The organism is Streptomyces sp. NPDC079167, assembly GCF_040686735.1.
Classification (GTDB): domain Bacteria; phylum Actinomycetota; class Actinomycetes; order Streptomycetales; family Streptomycetaceae; genus Streptomyces.
On the sequence record NZ_JBFBLO010000005.1, the window covers coordinates 165,994 to 181,911 of the forward strand.

At 69.7% G+C, this 15,918-nt stretch carries 11 protein-coding genes and 1 pseudogene; 9 read left to right on the forward strand and 3 right to left on the reverse strand.

Translation table 11 applies throughout. The features are described 5' to 3' along the window. Window positions 1-70: 70 nt before the first annotated feature. The 6 genes and pseudogenes from AB0P41_RS12730 (at window position 71) to AB0P41_RS12755 (ending at window position 7,981) form a co-directional block, all read left to right on the forward strand. Window positions 71-1,678, forward strand: coding sequence for a sugar ABC transporter ATP-binding protein (locus AB0P41_RS12730; RefSeq protein WP_365931768.1), 1,608 nt, complete (start codon window positions 71-73; stop codon window positions 1,676-1,678). Then, complete coding sequence (locus tag AB0P41_RS12735; RefSeq protein WP_356707075.1) at window positions 1,675-2,673, forward strand: ABC transporter permease; 999 nt, start codon at window positions 1,675-1,677, stop codon at window positions 2,671-2,673. The genes AB0P41_RS12730 and AB0P41_RS12735 overlap by 4 nt, the downstream gene beginning before the upstream one ends. Then, the gene (locus tag AB0P41_RS12740) at window positions 2,670-3,713 is read left to right on the forward strand and encodes an ABC transporter permease (protein WP_356707074.1); all 1,044 of its coding nucleotides are present in this window, start codon (window positions 2,670-2,672) and stop codon (window positions 3,711-3,713) included. The genes AB0P41_RS12735 and AB0P41_RS12740 overlap by 4 nt, the downstream gene beginning before the upstream one ends. A 59-nt stretch (window positions 3,714-3,772) precedes the next feature. Then, window positions 3,773-4,810, forward strand: a complete 1,038-nt coding sequence (locus tag AB0P41_RS12745; protein WP_356707073.1) for a LacI family DNA-binding transcriptional regulator — start codon at window positions 3,773-3,775, stop codon at window positions 4,808-4,810. Then, the gene (locus AB0P41_RS12750) at window positions 4,810-5,874 is read left to right on the forward strand and encodes an aldose epimerase family protein (protein ID WP_356707072.1); all 1,065 of its coding nucleotides are present in this window, start codon (window positions 4,810-4,812) and stop codon (window positions 5,872-5,874) included. The genes AB0P41_RS12745 and AB0P41_RS12750 overlap by 1 nt, the downstream gene beginning before the upstream one ends. Before the next feature lie 131 nt (window positions 5,875-6,005). After that, a pseudogene (locus tag AB0P41_RS12755) lies at window positions 6,006-7,981 on the forward strand (translation factor GTPase family protein). A 53-nt stretch (window positions 7,982-8,034) separates the two neighbouring features. Here the strand turns inward: AB0P41_RS12755 and AB0P41_RS12760 are convergent. After that, on the reverse strand, window positions 8,035-11,049 hold the full coding sequence (locus AB0P41_RS12760; protein ID WP_365931771.1) for a carbohydrate binding domain-containing protein: 3,015 nt from the start codon (window positions 11,047-11,049) through the stop codon (window positions 8,035-8,037). A gap of 267 nt (window positions 11,050-11,316) precedes the next feature. Here AB0P41_RS12760 and AB0P41_RS12765 point away from each other — a divergent pair, with 267 nt between their 5' ends. Continuing rightward, the gene (locus tag AB0P41_RS12765; RefSeq protein WP_365932116.1) at window positions 11,317-11,742 is read left to right on the forward strand and encodes an acyl-CoA thioesterase; all 426 of its coding nucleotides are present in this window, start codon (window positions 11,317-11,319) and stop codon (window positions 11,740-11,742) included. Between the two features lie 25 nt (window positions 11,743-11,767). On the opposite strand, the gene AB0P41_RS12770 is transcribed toward AB0P41_RS12765, so the two are convergent. Beyond that, window positions 11,768-12,295 carry a YdeI/OmpD-associated family protein gene (locus tag AB0P41_RS12770; RefSeq protein ID WP_365932118.1) on the reverse strand — a complete coding sequence of 176 codons (528 nt, stop codon included), beginning with the start codon at window positions 12,293-12,295 and terminating at the stop codon, window positions 11,768-11,770. A gap of 156 nt (window positions 12,296-12,451) precedes the next feature. Continuing rightward, a complete protein-coding gene (locus AB0P41_RS12775) occupies window positions 12,452-13,468 on the reverse strand; it encodes a LacI family DNA-binding transcriptional regulator (RefSeq protein ID WP_365931772.1) in 1,017 nt (338 codons plus the stop codon). A gap of 479 nt (window positions 13,469-13,947) precedes the next feature. Here AB0P41_RS12775 and AB0P41_RS12780 point away from each other — a divergent pair, with 479 nt between their 5' ends. After that, a complete protein-coding gene (locus AB0P41_RS12780; RefSeq protein WP_356707067.1) occupies window positions 13,948-14,868 on the forward strand; it encodes a sugar ABC transporter permease in 921 nt (306 codons plus the stop codon). A 3-nt stretch (window positions 14,869-14,871) separates the two neighbouring features. After that, window positions 14,872-15,813 carry a carbohydrate ABC transporter permease gene (locus tag AB0P41_RS12785; RefSeq protein WP_356707066.1) on the forward strand — a complete coding sequence of 314 codons (942 nt, stop codon included), beginning with the start codon at window positions 14,872-14,874 and terminating at the stop codon, window positions 15,811-15,813. Window positions 15,814-15,918 lie beyond the last annotated feature (105 nt).

A 15,918-nucleotide genomic window follows, 5' to 3' on the forward strand; every position in this document is an offset into this window, starting at 1 on the left:
GTGGCGCTCGCACCGGGCCACGGCGGCTCCCGGGCCCTCACCCTTGGACAGCGGAAGGCCAAGAAGACCCATGGCACCACCCGAAGCAGTACCGCAGGCACAGGAGGCGGCCCAGGACACGGCCGCCACCGTGCTCGAAGCCCGCTCGGTGAGCAAGAGGTTCCCCGGGGTCGTCGCCCTCGACGACGTCAGCTTCTCCCTGCGCGCGGGGGAGACCCACGCACTCGTCGGGGAGAACGGCGCGGGCAAGTCCACCCTCATCAAGGTGCTCACCGGTGTGTACCGGCCGGACGGCGGCGAACTGCGGATGTCGGGTGAACCCGTCCGGTTCGCCCGGCCGTTCGAAGCACAGCAGGCCGGTATCTCCACGATCTACCAGGAGGTCAATCTCGTCCCGCTGATGAGCGTGGCGCGGAACATCTTCCTGGGCCGCGAACCGAGGAACCGGTTCGGCCTCATCGACTTCACCCGCATGCACCGCGAGACGAGCGAACTGCTCGACGGATTCGGCGTACGCGTCGACCCCCGGCGCCCCCTGCACACCCTCGGCGTGGGCACGCAGCAGATGGTCGCCCTCGCACGGGCGGTGTCCGTCAACGCCCAGGTCGTCATCATGGACGAGCCCACCTCCTCGCTCGAACCACGCGAGGTGGAGACCCTCTTCCGCGTCATCGAACGCCTGCGCGGCCAGGGCATCGCCGTCCTCTACGTCAGTCACCGCATGGACGAGCTCTACCGGATCTGTGACCGCGTCACCGTCCTGCGCGACGGTCGCCACATCCACACCGGCGACCTCGCCGACCTCGACCGCATGCAGCTGGTGTCCATGATGCTCGGCCGCGACCTCTCCGAGGTCCGCCGCTCCGGCGTCACGAACTTCGCCGCGGAGGGTCACGAGGCGGCGCGTACGCCCGTGCTGACCGCGACCGGCCTCTCCAGCCGCCTCCAGCTCCACGACATATCCGTGTCGCTGTACGCGGGCGAGGTGCTCGGCCTCGGAGGACTCCTCGGCTCAGGCCGCAGCGAGACGGCCAAGGCGCTGTCCGGTGCCCTGCCCCTGGACGCCGGCGAGCTCACCGTCGACGGCACCACGCTGAAGCGCCTCACCCCGGCCGCCGCCATCCGCGCCGGTATCAGCCTGCTGCCCGAGGACCGCAAGGCCGAGGGAATCGTGCCCGGCCTCTCCGTCCGGGAGAACATCGTCCTGGCTGCCCTGCCCCGTCTCTCCCGGGCCGGTGTCGTCTCGCGCGCCAAGCAGGACCGGATCGTCGACATCTTCATGAAGCGCCTGCGGATCAAGGCATCCAGCCCCGAACAGAAGGTCGGGGAACTCTCCGGCGGCAATCAGCAGAAGGTCCTGCTGGCCCGCTGGCTCTGCCTGGAGCCCAAGGTCCTGCTGCTCGACGAACCCACCCGCGGTATCGACGTCGGTGCCAAGGCCGAGGTCCAGAGCCTCGTCGACGATCTCGCCCGCGAAGGCCTGGCCGTCCTGCTCATCTCCTCCGACATCGAGGAACTCATCGAAGGCGCCGACCGGATCGTCGTCCTGCGCGGCGGAGCTGTCGCGGGCGAGCTGTCGGGCGACGAGGTGGCCGAGGACCGGCTGCTCGAAGTGCTCGCCGACCACGCACCGCATCCGGCGGACCGGGCCCCGGCCGCCCAGGAGGACCCCCGATGACCCAGACCGCCGTCGCCCCGCCCGCGAAGAGCGACAAGCCCCGCAAGCCGGTGAGCCCCCTGGCCCGGCTGCGTGACCCCGCCTGGTACCAGCGCTACGGCGTCTATGTGGCGGTGGCCGTGGTGCTGCTCTTCAACGCGCTGTTCACCGACCACTTCATGACCGCCGACAACTTCCGCACCCAGCTCGTCCAGGTCGCCCCCATCGTCATCGTCGCCCTGGGTATGGCCCTGGTCATCGGAACCGAAGGCGTCGACCTGTCCGTCGGCTCGACCATGGCGCTCGCCGCCGCCTTCCTCCCGCTCTACCTCGGCTACGGGCTCGTTCCCGCGCTCGTCGTCGCCCTCCTGGCCGGCGCGGTCGTCGGCGCCGTCAACGGCGCCCTCGTCTCCCTCGTCGGGCTGCAGCCCATCGTCGCCACACTCGCGCTCTTCGTCGGAGGCCGCGGACTCGCGCTGGTCATGGCCGACGGCCAGCTCAAGCAGATCGTCAACCCCGACCTGCTGTCGCTGGGCACCGGCTCCTTCCTCGGCATCCCGCTCGTCGTCTGGATCGCCGGGGTGCTGGCCCTCGCCGTCGCCTTCCTGGTGCAGCGCACCACCTTCGGCCGGCAGATCGTCGCCGTCGGCGGAAACCGCTCCGCCGCCGCGCTCGCCGGACTGCCCGTCAAGCGGGTCCTCATCGGCGTGTACGTGCTCTGCGGAGTGCTCGCCGCCCTCGCCGGCATCCTCGCCACGGCCAGGCTGACCGCCAGCGACCCGTCCTCGCTCGGCACCCTCATGGAACTCTCCGCCATCACGGCGGTCGTGGTCGGCGGCACACCCCTCAACGGGGGCTCCGTCCGGGTGCTCGGCACCGTGGCCGGCGCCCTGCTCATGCAGCTCCTGCGCGCCACGCTCGTCAAGCACGACCTGCCCGACTCCACCGCACAGATCGCCCAGGCGGCCATCATCATCGCCGCCGTCTACGTCGCCCGGGAGCGTCGGTCCCGATGAACGAAACCAAGCCCGTCACCGCCGCCCCGGCCCCGGCCGCACCGGAAGCGCCCAAGGCCCCTCCCGCCGCCGGCCCCGGCCAGACCGGGCGGCAGCGCGCCGCGGAACTCCTGCAACGCCAGGGCGTCCTCGCGGTCCTGCTCGCCGTCGTGATCGCCGCGTCGTTCATCTACCCGACGTTCGCGTCACTGGACAACGCCCGCGGTGTGACCATCCAGGCGTCCTTCCTCGCCGTGGTCGCACTCGGCATGACGATGGTCATCATCACCGGCGGCATCGACCTGTCCGTCGGATCGGTCTTCGCCCTCGGGGGAGTCCTCGCCGCCTGGGCCTCGCAGTACGGATTCCTCGCCGCGCTCCTGCTCCCCCTCGTCGTCTGCGGCGGGATCGGCCTGCTCAACGGATTCCTGATCGCCCGCGGCAACATGGCGCCCTTCATCGTCACCCTCGCCACACTCCTGGGCGCCCGCGGCCTGCTGCTCGCCCTCACCGACGAGGGCGCCACCACCTACCTGGTGCCCAAGGACTCCGCCTTCGGAGAACTCGGCCAGGGCAGCGTCTGGGGCTTCGGCTACCCGATCGTCATCGCCCTGGTGCTCTTCGGCGCCGGCGGACTCGTCCTGCAGCGCACCTCGTTCGGGCAGACCCTCTTCGCCGTGGGCGGCAGCAGCGACGCCGCCACCCTGATGGGGCTCCCCGTCGCGCGGACGAAGATCCTCGTCTACACGCTCAGCGGCCTGCTCGCCGGACTCGCCGGCGCACTCAACGCGGCCAGGCTCTCCTCCGGCGTCACCATCGTCGGCGTGGGCATGGAACTCGACGCGATCTCCGCCGTCGTCATCGGCGGCACCCTGCTCATCGGCGGCGCGGGATCGATCAGCGGAACCCTCTGGGGCGTCCTGCTGCTGGCCGTCATTCAGAACCTGATCAACCAGATCGGCTCGCTCAACTCCTCCTACCAGTCGGTCGTCAGCGGCGGCTTCCTTATCGTTGTCGTGGTGGCCCAGCGCTATCTCGCGCGCAGTCGCAGAAGCACCTGACGACGAGCCGGCCGCTGAGGCCGGACCAGCAGCCAAGCCGAGCCGAACCAAGGAGTGCCGTGGGCGTCAGCCTCAAGGACGTTGCACAACGGGCGGGCGTGTCCATCAAGACCGTGTCGAACGTGGTGAACAACTATCAGCACGTCACACCCGCCATGCGCGCCAAGGTGCAACAGGCGATCGACGAGCTCGGCTACCGGCCGAACCTCACCGCCCGCCATCTGCGCAAGGGCCGCACCGGCATCATCGCCCTCGCCGTCCCCGAATTCGGCAACCCGTACTTCGCGGAGCTCGCCGGAGCGGTCATCGACGCGGCCGCCCGGCACGACTACACCGTCCTGGTCGACCACACCGCCGGCCTCAAGGAGAAGGAACTACTGGTCAGCCAGGGATTCCGGTCCCATGTGATCGACGGTCTCATCCTCAGCCCCATCCATCTGGAGACCGAGGACCTCATGGCGCGCACCGAGACCGCGCCACTGGTCCTGCTGGGCGAGCGCGAGTACGAGGCGCCCTACGAACACATCGCCATCGACAACGTGGCGGCGGCCCGCGAGGCCGTGCGCCACCTCGTCGGCCAGGGCAAACGGCGCATCGCCTTCCTCGGATCGCGCACCGGCCGGGAACGCCAGCCGGCGCACCTGCGACTGAGGGGCTGGCGCGAGGAACTGGAGGCCGCCGGCATCACACCCGACGAGTCCCTCGTCGTCGTCACCGACGGCTACGGCCGCGAGGACGGCGCCACCGGCATGGCGCAGCTCCTCGACCGGGATCACCGGCCCGACGCCGTGTTCGCGTACAACGACCTCATCGCCGTCGGCGCGATGCGGACCATCACCGCACGCGGCCTGCGGATCCCGCAGGACATCGCCGTCGTCGGCTTCGACGACATCGAGGAGAGCCGCTACACCACCATCTCGCTCACCACCATCGCCCCCGACAAGGAAGCCATCGCCCGCCTCGCCGTGGACAGCCTCGTCGAGCAGCTCTCGGGCGAACCCGTCGCCGAACCGCGCAGGCCACGCCCCGGCTACCGCCTCGTCGTCCGCGAGTCCACCACGGCCGTCCCCGGCTCCGGCCACACCGAGGATCTCTGATGCAGCGCCCCACCGTGCACCGCACCCCGTTCGGCTCCGTCCAGGGGACCCGGACCGACCTGTACACCCTCGACAGCGGTACGGGGGTCCGAGCCGAAGTCCTGACCTACGGCGCGACCCTGCACCGCCTCGCCGTGCCCGACACCACGGGCGCCGCCGCCTCCGTCGTCCGGTCACTCGCGACCCTCGACGACTACACGGCCAAGCACCCCTACTTCGGCGCCGTCGTCGGCCGTTACGCCAACCGCATCGCCCACGGCCGCTTCGTCCTGGACGGGACCGAACACCACATCCCCGCCAACGACCGGGGCCACGCCCTGCACGGCGGGCCCGACGGCTTCCACACCAAGGTGTGGGAAGCGGCCCCGGCCCTGACCGACGACACCGTGTCCGTCCGGCTCACCCTGCACAGCCCCGACGGTGACATGGGCTTCCCCGGGGCTCTGGACGCCACGGTCACCTACACCCTCGACACCGCGGGCACCCTTGCCGTCGACTACGCCTCGGTCACCGACCGCCCCACGGTCGTCAATCTCACCAACCACGCCTACTTCGACCTGGCCGGCCAGGGCGACGTGCTCGGCCACCACCTCGAGGTCGACGCCGACTCCTATCTGCCCGTGGACGACGACGGCATCCCCCTGGGACCGCCGGCCGAGGTCCGCGGCACCCCGTTCGACCTCACCACGCCCCGGCTCCTCGGGGAACGCGTCGGCACCGAGGACGCACAGCTCGAAGCCGCCGGCGGCTTCGACCACTGCTGGGTGCTCCGGGACGCCGACGGCGGCCTGCGACGCGCCGCACGCCTCACCGCCCCGGACGCGGCCAGGATCCTGGAGGTGTGGACCACGGAGCCCGGCATCCAGGTCTACACCGCCAACCAGCTCGACGGCTCCTTCACCGACGGCACCGGCCGGCGCCACGAACGGCACGGCGCCATCTGCCTGGAGACCCAGCACCTGCCCGACTCACCCAACCGGCCGGACCTGCCCACCACCGTGCTGCGCCCCGGCGACACCGCGCGCAGCCGCACCGAACTGCGATTCCCGCACCTGCCGAATTAATCGATTGCCCCTCGACGAGGCGCCCTGCTGTAATTCCGGCACCGAACCACCGAACAGGGAGATGTTCATGCGCCGAGCTTCTGTGTCCACCCAGACAGGCATTCACACCTATCTCGAGGACCCGAAGCTCAGTGCACACATTGAACCTGGGAATTCTGGCGCATGTCGACGCCGGTAAGACGAGCCTGACCGAGCGGCTGCTGTACACCGCCGGAGTCATCGACGCGGTCGGCAGCGTCGACGACGGCAGCACACGGACCGACAGCCTCGCCCTGGAGCGGCAGCGCGGCATCACCATCAAGTCCGCCGTGGTGTCCTTCGTCGTCGACGGTGTCACGGTCAACCTCATCGACACCCCCGGACACCCCGACTTCATCGCCGAGGTGGAACGTGTCCTCGGCGTCCTCGACGGCGCGGTACTCGTCGTGTCCGCCGTCGAGGGCGTCCAGGCGCAGACCCGGATCCTTATGCGGGCGCTGCGCCGCCTCCGTATCCCCACGCTCGTGTTCGTGAACAAGACCGACCGCGCCGGCTGTCACCCGCGGTCGTCGCCATGGGCGCGGCCGACGGCCTGGGGACCCGAGGGGCCCGCACCAGGCCGTTCACCGCCGCGGACCGGGACTTCACCACCGCGCTGACCGACCTGCTCACCACGCACGACGACGAACTCCTCGCGGCGTACGTCGAAGGCGTGGCCGGCGTGCCGTACGACCAACTGCGTGACCGGCTGGCGGCACAGACCCGGCAGGCGCTGGTGCACCCCGTCTACTTCGGCTCCGCGGCCACCGGCGCGGGCGGGGCCGAACTGACGGCCGGCATCGCCGAGTTCCTGCCGGTGACGGACCAGGACCCCGGAGGCCCGGCCTCAGGAGCGGTGTTCAAGGTCGAACGCGGCCCGGCGGGGGAGAAGATCGCGTACGCCCGCATGTTCGGCGGGGCGGTACACACCCGTGAACGCGTGCGGCTGCGGGGGGACGGCGAGAAGGAGGGCCGCGAGGGCAAGATCTCCGCCATCACCGTCTTCGACCAGGGGACGGACGTCCGCCGGTCCTCGCTCCCCGCCGGCCGTATCGGCAGGCTGAACGGTCTCCACAGCGTCCGGATCGGGGACAGGATCGGCGACCCGGGGCCCGCGGGGCCGACGCACGCCCACTTCGCTCCGCCGACCCTGGAAACCGTCGTCACCCCGTGCCGCCGCCAGGACAGGGGCGCGCTGCACATCGCGCTCGGACATCTGGCGGAGCAGGACCCGCTCATCGGCGTACGCACCGACGACCTCCGGCAGGAGGTGTCCCTGTCCCTCTACGGCGAGGTGCAGAAGGAGGTCATCCAGGCGACCCTCGCGGACGAGTACGGCATCGACGTCGGCTTCCGGGAGACGACCACCATCTGTCTGGAACGGCCGTCCGGGGTGGGCGAGGCCGTCGAGTTCATCGACAAGGAGCCGAATCCCTTTCTCGCCACCGTCGGACTCCGGGTGGAGCCGGCCGCTTTCGGCAGCGGGGTCGAATTCCGCCGGGAGGTGGAGCTCGGTTCCATGCCGTACTCCCTGATGCGTGCGGTGGAGGAGACCGTGCTGGAGACACTCGGTCAGGGAATTCACGGATGGCGGGTCACCGACTGCACGGTCACCATGACCCACTCCGGATACTGGCCCCGGCAGAGCCATTCCCACGCCGTGTTCGACAAGAGCATGTCCAGCACGGCGGGTGACTTCCGCAACCTGACGCCCCTGGTGCTGATGGACGCGCTGAGGCAGGCCGGGACCACGGTGTACGAGCCCATGCACCGCTTCCGTGCCGAGCTCCCGGCCGACGCCCTCGGCCCGCTCGTGCCGGCCCTCGCGCGGCTGCGCGCCGTCCCCGGGCCCCCGGAGACGCAGGACGGCGTCTGCGCGGTCGAGGGGGTGATCCCGGCCGCCCGCGTCCATGAGCTGCAGCAGCTGCTCCCGGGGATGACGCGCGGCGAGGGAGTCCTGGAGTCGGCGTTCGAGGACTACCGGCCGGTCGACGGACCCGCTCCGCACAGGCCCAGGACCGACCGCGACCCGCTGAACCGCAAGGAGTACCTCCTGCGCAACCTGCGCCGGGTGGACGCCGGCCGGTGAGAGCGGGGCCGGTGTGACGGACGCGTGCCCCGGCGCGTCCGTCACACCCTGGCTCACTTCAAATAGGGACCCGCCGCACCGATCTTCCCCGGGGCCGCGTTCTTCCCGCCGAGATCGAGGACGTACACCCGCAGATTGCCCTTGCCCGGCGCCGGGACGGCGAGCGTCCCTCCCGTCACCACCTGGGTGTCGCCGGTGACGGCGTCCTTGTACGTGCCGTCGGGGACACCTGTGAACGTGGCGCCGCCCGAGACCGTCACGAGCGCGAAGCTGTCCGTGCCGCTCGCCGTGTCGGTGTAGCGGCGCTTGTACGCCATCGAGCCGGTGATGCCCTCCGTGGAGTACTGCCCCATCTGCAGGGCGGGCACCGCACGGCGGATCCGGTTGAGTCGCTGGACGTGCTTGACCAGCGGCTTCGCCAGGGTGTCCGCGACCGCACCGGTCGCCGAACCGACGATGCCAAAGCCCGTCGCCTCGACGTCGCCCGCCAGATGGGCACCGTAGTACGCCCGGCCGGTCGTCGCCAGCGGGCAGGTGGGCCCGCAGTCGATCTTCTTGCCGGCCTGAAACTCGATCTCCGAGCCGTAGTAGAGCGTGGGGATGCCCCGGAAGGTCCACATCAGCGACATGTTCTCGGCCCAGGCGTCCGTGCCGCCCGCGTACCGTTCGCTGCCCTTGTTGGGGCCGTAGTCGTGGCTGTCGACGTAGACGACGTTGTAGGTGGCGTCGTTGTAACTGTCGTCGGAGTCCTTGCCGTTGTTGTACGCGTTGGCGGCGTCACCGAAGTTCATGTGCATGCGCATGTCGATGACGTTCATCCCGGAGAACTCGCTGTGGTCCGGCGCGTGGTACGTGTTGCCGTCCAGGAACGCATTGGTGGAGGCCGGCTGGGAACCGGTGCCCTGCTGCTGCTCGTAGTCGTACATCTCCAGGGCGGCCTTCTCGTCGTCCGGGCTGTACTCCTTGCGCTCCTTCCACGTGTAGAACTGCGCGGAGTGGTTGACCGAGCCGCGGTTCCACTTGTCGTTGACGAAGGCGGCGACCTCACCGAAGACGAAGAAGTTCTTCGCGGCCTCGGTGCCGAACTGCTGGGTGACGCGCTCCTGGATGGCCGGCAGGAAGCGGCGGTTCCACGTCGTGCGGGGGATGTGTACGGCGGTGTCGACGCGGAAGCCGTCGACGCCCATGTCGATGTACTTGTTGTAGGCGCCGATCAGATAGTTCTGCACCGGCGCGCTCTCGGTGTTGAAGTCGGCGAGGTCGTCGTGCAGCCAGCAGCTCCGGGAATCCTCGCCCTCCCAGTTGCCGATCCAGCAATTGTGGTAGTACGCCTTCGGGAACATGCCGGAAGTGGGACTGGGCCACTGGCAGTTGTAGATCCGGTAGCCCTCCGGCGAGGTGGACCCGGTGGGGGTGCCCCAGTTGACGCACGTGTTGCCCGAGGGCTCCGCCGTGGACCACAGGTCGCCGTTGTAGTACGACTTCCCGGACTTCGGCTCGACGGTGAGGCCGTCGTACTCGAAGCCGTCGTTCTTCTCGTCGTAGTACCAGCTCCACTGGGTGTCGCGGACCCCGTACGTCTTCGGGGCGAACAGGCCCTTGGCGCCCCAGCGCGAGGAGTGGTTGTAGACGACGTCCTGGTAGATCTTCATGCCCTTGGCGTGGGCCGCGTCGATGAGGTCCTGGTACGAGGCCCCGGCGGATTCGAGCCGGGAGTCGACCTCGTAGAAGTCATAACCGTGGTAGCCGTGGTAGTCGTAGTCGGACCGGTTCAGGACCACGGGGGTGATCCAGACGGCAGACATGCCGAGGCCCTTGATGTAGTCGAGCTTGTCGACCAGGCCCTTGAAGTCGCCCCGGAACATGGGGTCGTCGTTGGCCGCGTTGCCCGATTTCCCGTGCTGGCTGCCGCCCCGGTCGTTCGCCGTGTCGCCGTCGTTGAAGCGGGCGGTGAGGACGAAGTAGATCGGATCCTTGCGGGGATCGGTGCCGAGCGGCTTCCCGGAGGCCGGGGCGGTGGGCTTCTCCCCGGTGGTCGCGGTGGCCGTGGCGGAGGCCGCCGAGACGTTCCCCGCGGCGTCGACCGCTCTGACGGTGTAGCTGTAGGCCGTCTTCGCCTCCAGGCCGGTGTCGGAGTAGACGGTGGAGCCGACATCGGTCACCGCCGTGCCCTTGGTGCCACCCGTCCGTGTCACCTGGTACTTCGTCACGCCTCGGTCGTCGGTGGACGGGGCCCAGGTCAGCACGACGGACACGCCGTCCGCGCTCGCCGACACCTTCGCGGGGGCGGTCGGGGCCTGGGTGTCGGGTGTCGCGGCGGCGCACGGGTCCCCGGCGCCAGACGTGACCTTCTTGTCCTTCACCGTGGTGAGACCGGCGGGGAGCGTGTAATCGGCGCCGTTGTTGTTGTCCCAGACGCCGTTGCCGTTGTTGAAGGCGGCCTGCATGGACGAGGCGGAGCCGAGGTCCACCGACTTCTTCACCCAGCCGGTGCACGCGGGCTCCATACCCACGCCGGGCACCGTGGTCCAGGACCCGCCCGCCGGCCGGTGGTGGAGGTTGGTGGTCGTCCAGCCGACCGTCGCGGTCGAGTAGTAGACCGAGGCCGTGCGGGCCTCCTCCTCGGGCTCCGTACCGGTCCCGGCGCAGGGGTCGCTGTGGGCCACCACGCCGTCCTTCACGGTGATGGCGCCGGTGCCCAGGGCGTAGTTCTTCCCGGCGTTGTTGTCCCAGACGCCGGAGCCGTCGTTGAACGTCGCGGCCAGGCCGGACGCGCTGCCCAGGGGGACGGTCTTCTTCACCCAGTCCGTGCACGCGGCTTCCATGGCCACCCCGGGGACGGTGGTCCAGGAGCCGCCGTCGGGCGCGTAATGCAGCCGGTAGGCGGACCAGTTCCTGGTCTTCGTGTAGTAGAAGACGGTGGCGGTGGACTCCGAGGCGGCCGCCGGCACGGCCGGCTCCGAGCCGGATGGGCCGGGCGCCGGGGTCAGGAGCCCCAGCATCACCGTCGCCGCGACGGCTGCGGCCGCCGCAGGGCGTCCGAACAGCCGGACAGGGGTGCGTCTCATTCGTGTGTCTCCAGGGGAGGGCCGCGGGCGGGTGGACCGCGACTGCCGACAGCACAGCCGCTCCGCGAGCGGCTGCCAGGGCCCCGCCGGAGAACCCGGACGCGCCTCGGGGTTCGGGCGAGCAGTGCTCTGACGGAAATCTCCGTCAGAACCTTTCTGTAATCTCTTGCATTCAGGAAGTTAGCGGGACATGACAGGTTCGTAAAGAGGCCGCACACCACTGTGACGGAGAGGAATGAGGGAGGGGACGCGCGTGTTGCGCTGCTCATGACCTTCTTCGTCGATGTCACGGTGCGCGGATACGAACTGGACACCCAGGGCCACCTCAACCAGGCGGTCTACCTCCAGTACGCCGAACATGCCCGGTGGGAGCTCCTGCGGGACGCGGGGGTGGCCCAGGAGAAGCTGCTCGCCCATGGAGTCGGGCCGGTGCAGCTGGAAGTGACGGTGAAGTACCTCCGGGAGCTGCGGGGCGGGGACAGGGTGCGCGTCAGCTGCGAGCTCTTCTACGGCGCGGGGAAGACCTTCGAGCTGCGGCAGCAGATCGTCAAGGACGACGGCACGGTGGCTGCGGAGATCACGGGGGTGGGCGGCATCCTCGACCTGACGGCCCGCCGGCTGGTCGAAGATCCGGCCGGGCGGTTTGCCGCGCTTGCCACGAAGCCGGAACTCCTCGGTATCCGTACCGCCTGACGGGCGGCGGCAGGGAGCATCGCGGTCAGGGAGTGGTCCCGCCCGCCGCCAGCTTCGTGACACGGCGGTCGAGGCGGGCGGCCCGGACCTCGGGTGTCCTCGCCTTGAGCAGCTCGAGGATCACCAGGTAACGGTCCGTCCTGCCGAGCCGCTCGAAGCGTTCGGCCGCTCCCGGGACGGCGGCCAGCGCGGCGGCGAGGTCGGCAGGCACCGTGGCCTCCTTCTGCGACGGGTACGCCGACTCCCATCGCCCGTCCTCCCGCGCCGCCCGCACCTCGGCGATCCCGGGTCCCCGCATCCGGCCTGCCGCCGTCAGCACCTCCACCTTCCGTACGTTGACGAGGGACCACGAACCGCCCGGCCGACGGGGCGAGATCCGCTGGAGGTAGTACGTTTCGTCGAGGGACTTGCGCTGTCCGTCGATCCACCCGTAGCAGAGTGCGGCGTCCAGGAACTCGGACGCCGTCACGGACGTGATGCCCGAGTTCTTCTTCGCGATCTTCAGCCAGAGCTCCGTCCGCTCCCCGTGATGCTTCTCCAGCCAGGCATCCAGGAACTCGACCCGCTCGAAGAAGAGCGGCTCCGCGCCTGCTCCAGCCGTCTTTCCGTCCTCGGTCACAGCGTTCTCCGTCCGTCCCCGTGATGAAGTCCTGGGAGAACGCTAGAGCCGCTACAGGACAGTTTCTGTCCTGTAGCGCCGGGCGACCGCTCACCCGCGGGGCGGCGGGCCCGTGCTCGCCCGGACGACCAGGTGGGTCGGGACCAGGGTGGTGCCGCGCTCCGTGGTCTCGTCGCGGATCTGCCGCAGGACGCCGTCCACGCACCGCCGGCCGACCTCCGCGAAGTCCTGGTGGACGGTGGTCAGCGGGGGGAGGAAGGAGGCGGAGTCGGCGATGTCGTCGAAGCCGACGACGCTGACGTCCTCGGGCACCCGCCTGCCCCGTTCCTGGAGTGCTCGCAGGACGCCCAGCGCCATCTGGTCGTTGGCGGCGAAGACCGCGGTGCAGGACGGGTCCGCAGCGAGCGCGAGGCCCGCCTCGTACCCCGAGGCCGCCGACCAGTCGCCGTCCACGGGAGGCGGAACAGGCCGTCCCGCCTCCTCCAGGGTCTGCCGCCAGGCCTGTGCGCGGCGCTGCGCGGCGAACGACTCGGGCGGGCCGGCGACGTGAGCCACACTGCGGTGCCCGAGGTCGAGGAGGTGTTGCACGGCTGCCCTGGCGCCACCGGACTGGTCCGTGTCCACGACGCTGTAACGGTCGCCCGCGTCGGAGTCCGCCACCACCACATGGGTGTGCGGCGGCAGCGAGATGGCGGCGTCCAGGAGGCGGACTTCCATGATCACGATGATGCCGTCCACGACCTGTTCGCCGAGCATGGTCACGGCGCCCCTGACTCCCGTGCTGGTGGGCGTCGCGACGGGCAGCAGGGTGATCGCGTAGCCCTCGTCCGCGGCGGAGGCGGAAATGGCCTCAAGGGTACGGACGTTGCCCGTTGTGGCCAGGGTGAACAGGATGACGCCCAGCGTGCGGAACTTCCCGCTCTTCAGGGCCCGCGCGGCGCTGTTGGGGCGGTAGTTCAGCTCCTTCATGGCGCTCAGCACGCGTTCGCGGGTCTCCTGCGACACCACCGTGTGTCCGTTGGAGACACGGGAGACCGTCTGCGAGGAGACCCCGGCCAGGCGTGCGACGTCGGCCATCGAGGCCTCCTTGCGGGGCGGCCGGTCCATGGCCTGTTCCTTTCCCTGCACTCCGTCTGCCTCCGTCGTGGTCGTGTGAGCCTTTCGCCGTGTGGGCGCGCTGTTCCGGCGCGGGGCCGTCCTCGGCCGCGCGTCGTGGGGGGTTCCGATCGGGGCCGGCCCCTGTCTCTGCTCCGCGTGTGGCTCGATATCGCGTGCGGACCGAGGGCTCGGACCAACGGCATTTCTACCACTCCGGACACCCGCCGCCGACACACGGGCATGCACGGACGCCGCCGCTCGGGCCGCCGGCGGGCCTGTCGGGGCCCAACTGCTCGGCGTAGCAGGGAAACCGAGTCTTGACCATAGGGTGAGAGACGTGTAAACATCACTTCACCGATAAATGTTTACGTAAACATCAGTACGGGTGTTCGCGTGGACATCGGCCTTCTCAAGCACAGCGCCTCCACGATGTCCGGTGTCTCCATCCGGCCGGGGCCCTGCACCACGCCGGACCAACAGGAGTACCCATGACGGCCGTTACGCCGATCACGACCGGACGCCGCCCACCGGCCGGACGTTCCCGCAGCCGGCGTGGACGGGTCGGCTGGCTCTTCGTGGGACCCTTCATGGCCGTGTTCGCCCTGGTGTTCCTCGCCCCGATCGTCTACTCGCTGTATCTGAGCTTCTTCCGGGACCAGTTGGTGGGCGGCACGTCGTTCGTCGGCCTGGACAACTTCCGACGGGCCTTCGAGGACGAGCAGTTCTGGGCAGCCGTCGGCCGGGTGACGCTCTTCCTCGCGGTGCAGGTGCCCGTCATGCTCGGCCTGGCCCTGCTCATAGCCCTCGCCCTCGACAGCGGCAGGATCTACGGGAAGAGCTTCTTCCGGATCGCGGTCTTCCTGCCGTACGCCGTACCCGCGGTCGTCGCCACCCTGATGTGGGGCTTCATCTACGGCACCCGCTTCGGGCTGGTGGGGAACATCAACGACGCCTTGGGCGTGTCGCTGCCCGACCCGCTCTCTCCCTCCCTGGTGCTGGCCAGCATCGGCAACATCGTCACCTGGGAGTTCATCGGCTACAACATGCTGATCTTCTACTCCGCGCTGCGTGTCGTCCCCAAGTCCCTCTACGAGGCCGCCGAGATCGACGGAGCGGGACAGTGGCGGATCATCACCGCGGTCAAGATCCCCGCGATCCGCGGCGCGCTGGTGATCGCGACGATCTTCTCGGTGATCGGCAGCTTCCAGCTGTTCAACGAGCCCAGCATCCTGCAGAACCTGGCGCCCAACGCCATCACCACCTACTTCACACCCAACTTCTACACCTTCACGCTGTCCTTCTCCGGGCGGCAGCAGAACTACGCGGCCACGGTCTCCCTCGTCATGGGAGTCGTCACGATGATCATCGCCTACGCGGTCCAGCTGCGCGGCATGCGAAAGGAGGCGTGAACGATGAGCGCCCCTTCCTTCACCGCCGGACAGACGCCCCGGCCCTCCACCCACCGCGCCCAGCCGCCGAGCCGCTCCGCGCGCCGACGCAGTACGGCCGGCCGGCCGCGCCGCAGCGTGCTGCTCACGGTGCTCATGGGCGTGACCGCGCTCTACGCGCTCATGCCGCTGGCCTGGCTCGTCATCAACGCCACCAAGACGCAGCAGGGCCTCTTCGGCTCCTTCGGGCTCTGGTTCAGCGGCGACTTCGCCCTCTGGGACAACATCTCGCAGACGCTCACCTATGACGACGGCATCTTCGTCCGCTGGTTCCTCAACACCCTGCTGTACGTGGTCGTGGGCGCGGGTGGCGCCACCTTCCTCGCGGTCCTCGGCGGCTACGGCCTGGCCAAGTTCGACTTCGCGGGCAAACGCGCCGTCTTCGCCACCGTCATCGGCGCGGTCGCCGTGCCCGCCACCGCGCTGGCGGTGCCGACCTTCCTGATGTTCAGCAAGATGGGGCTCACCAACACACCGTGGGCCGTCATCATCCCGTCCCTCATCTCCCCGTTCGGGCTCTACCTCATGTGGGTGTTCGCCGCAGAGGCCGTCCCCGCCGAGCTCCTGGAAGCGGCCAGGATGGACGGTTCCGGCGAGCTGCGTACGTTCTTCCGCATCGCGCTCCCGCTGCTGGCCCCGGGCATCGTCACGGTTCTGCTGTTCACCATGGTGCAGACCTGGAACAACTACTTCCTGCCCCTGATCATGATCAAGGACCCGGACTGGTATCCGCTGACCCTGGGCCTGAACGCCTGGAACGAACAGGCGTCCACCGCCGGCGGCCAGCCGGTCTTCAACCTGGTCATCACGGGTTCGCTGCTGACCATCGTGCCGCTGGTCATCGCCTTCCTGCTGCTCCAGCGCTACTGGCAGTCCGGCCTGGCCGCGGGCAGCGTCAAGGGGTGAACGGCACCCGGGCCCCCTCGGCCACCGAATCTCCGCGCTCCGGGACCGGTTCCCCCCGGCTCCCGGCCGGCGCGGCGCACCACCCCTCTCCACCCCCGCACCCCC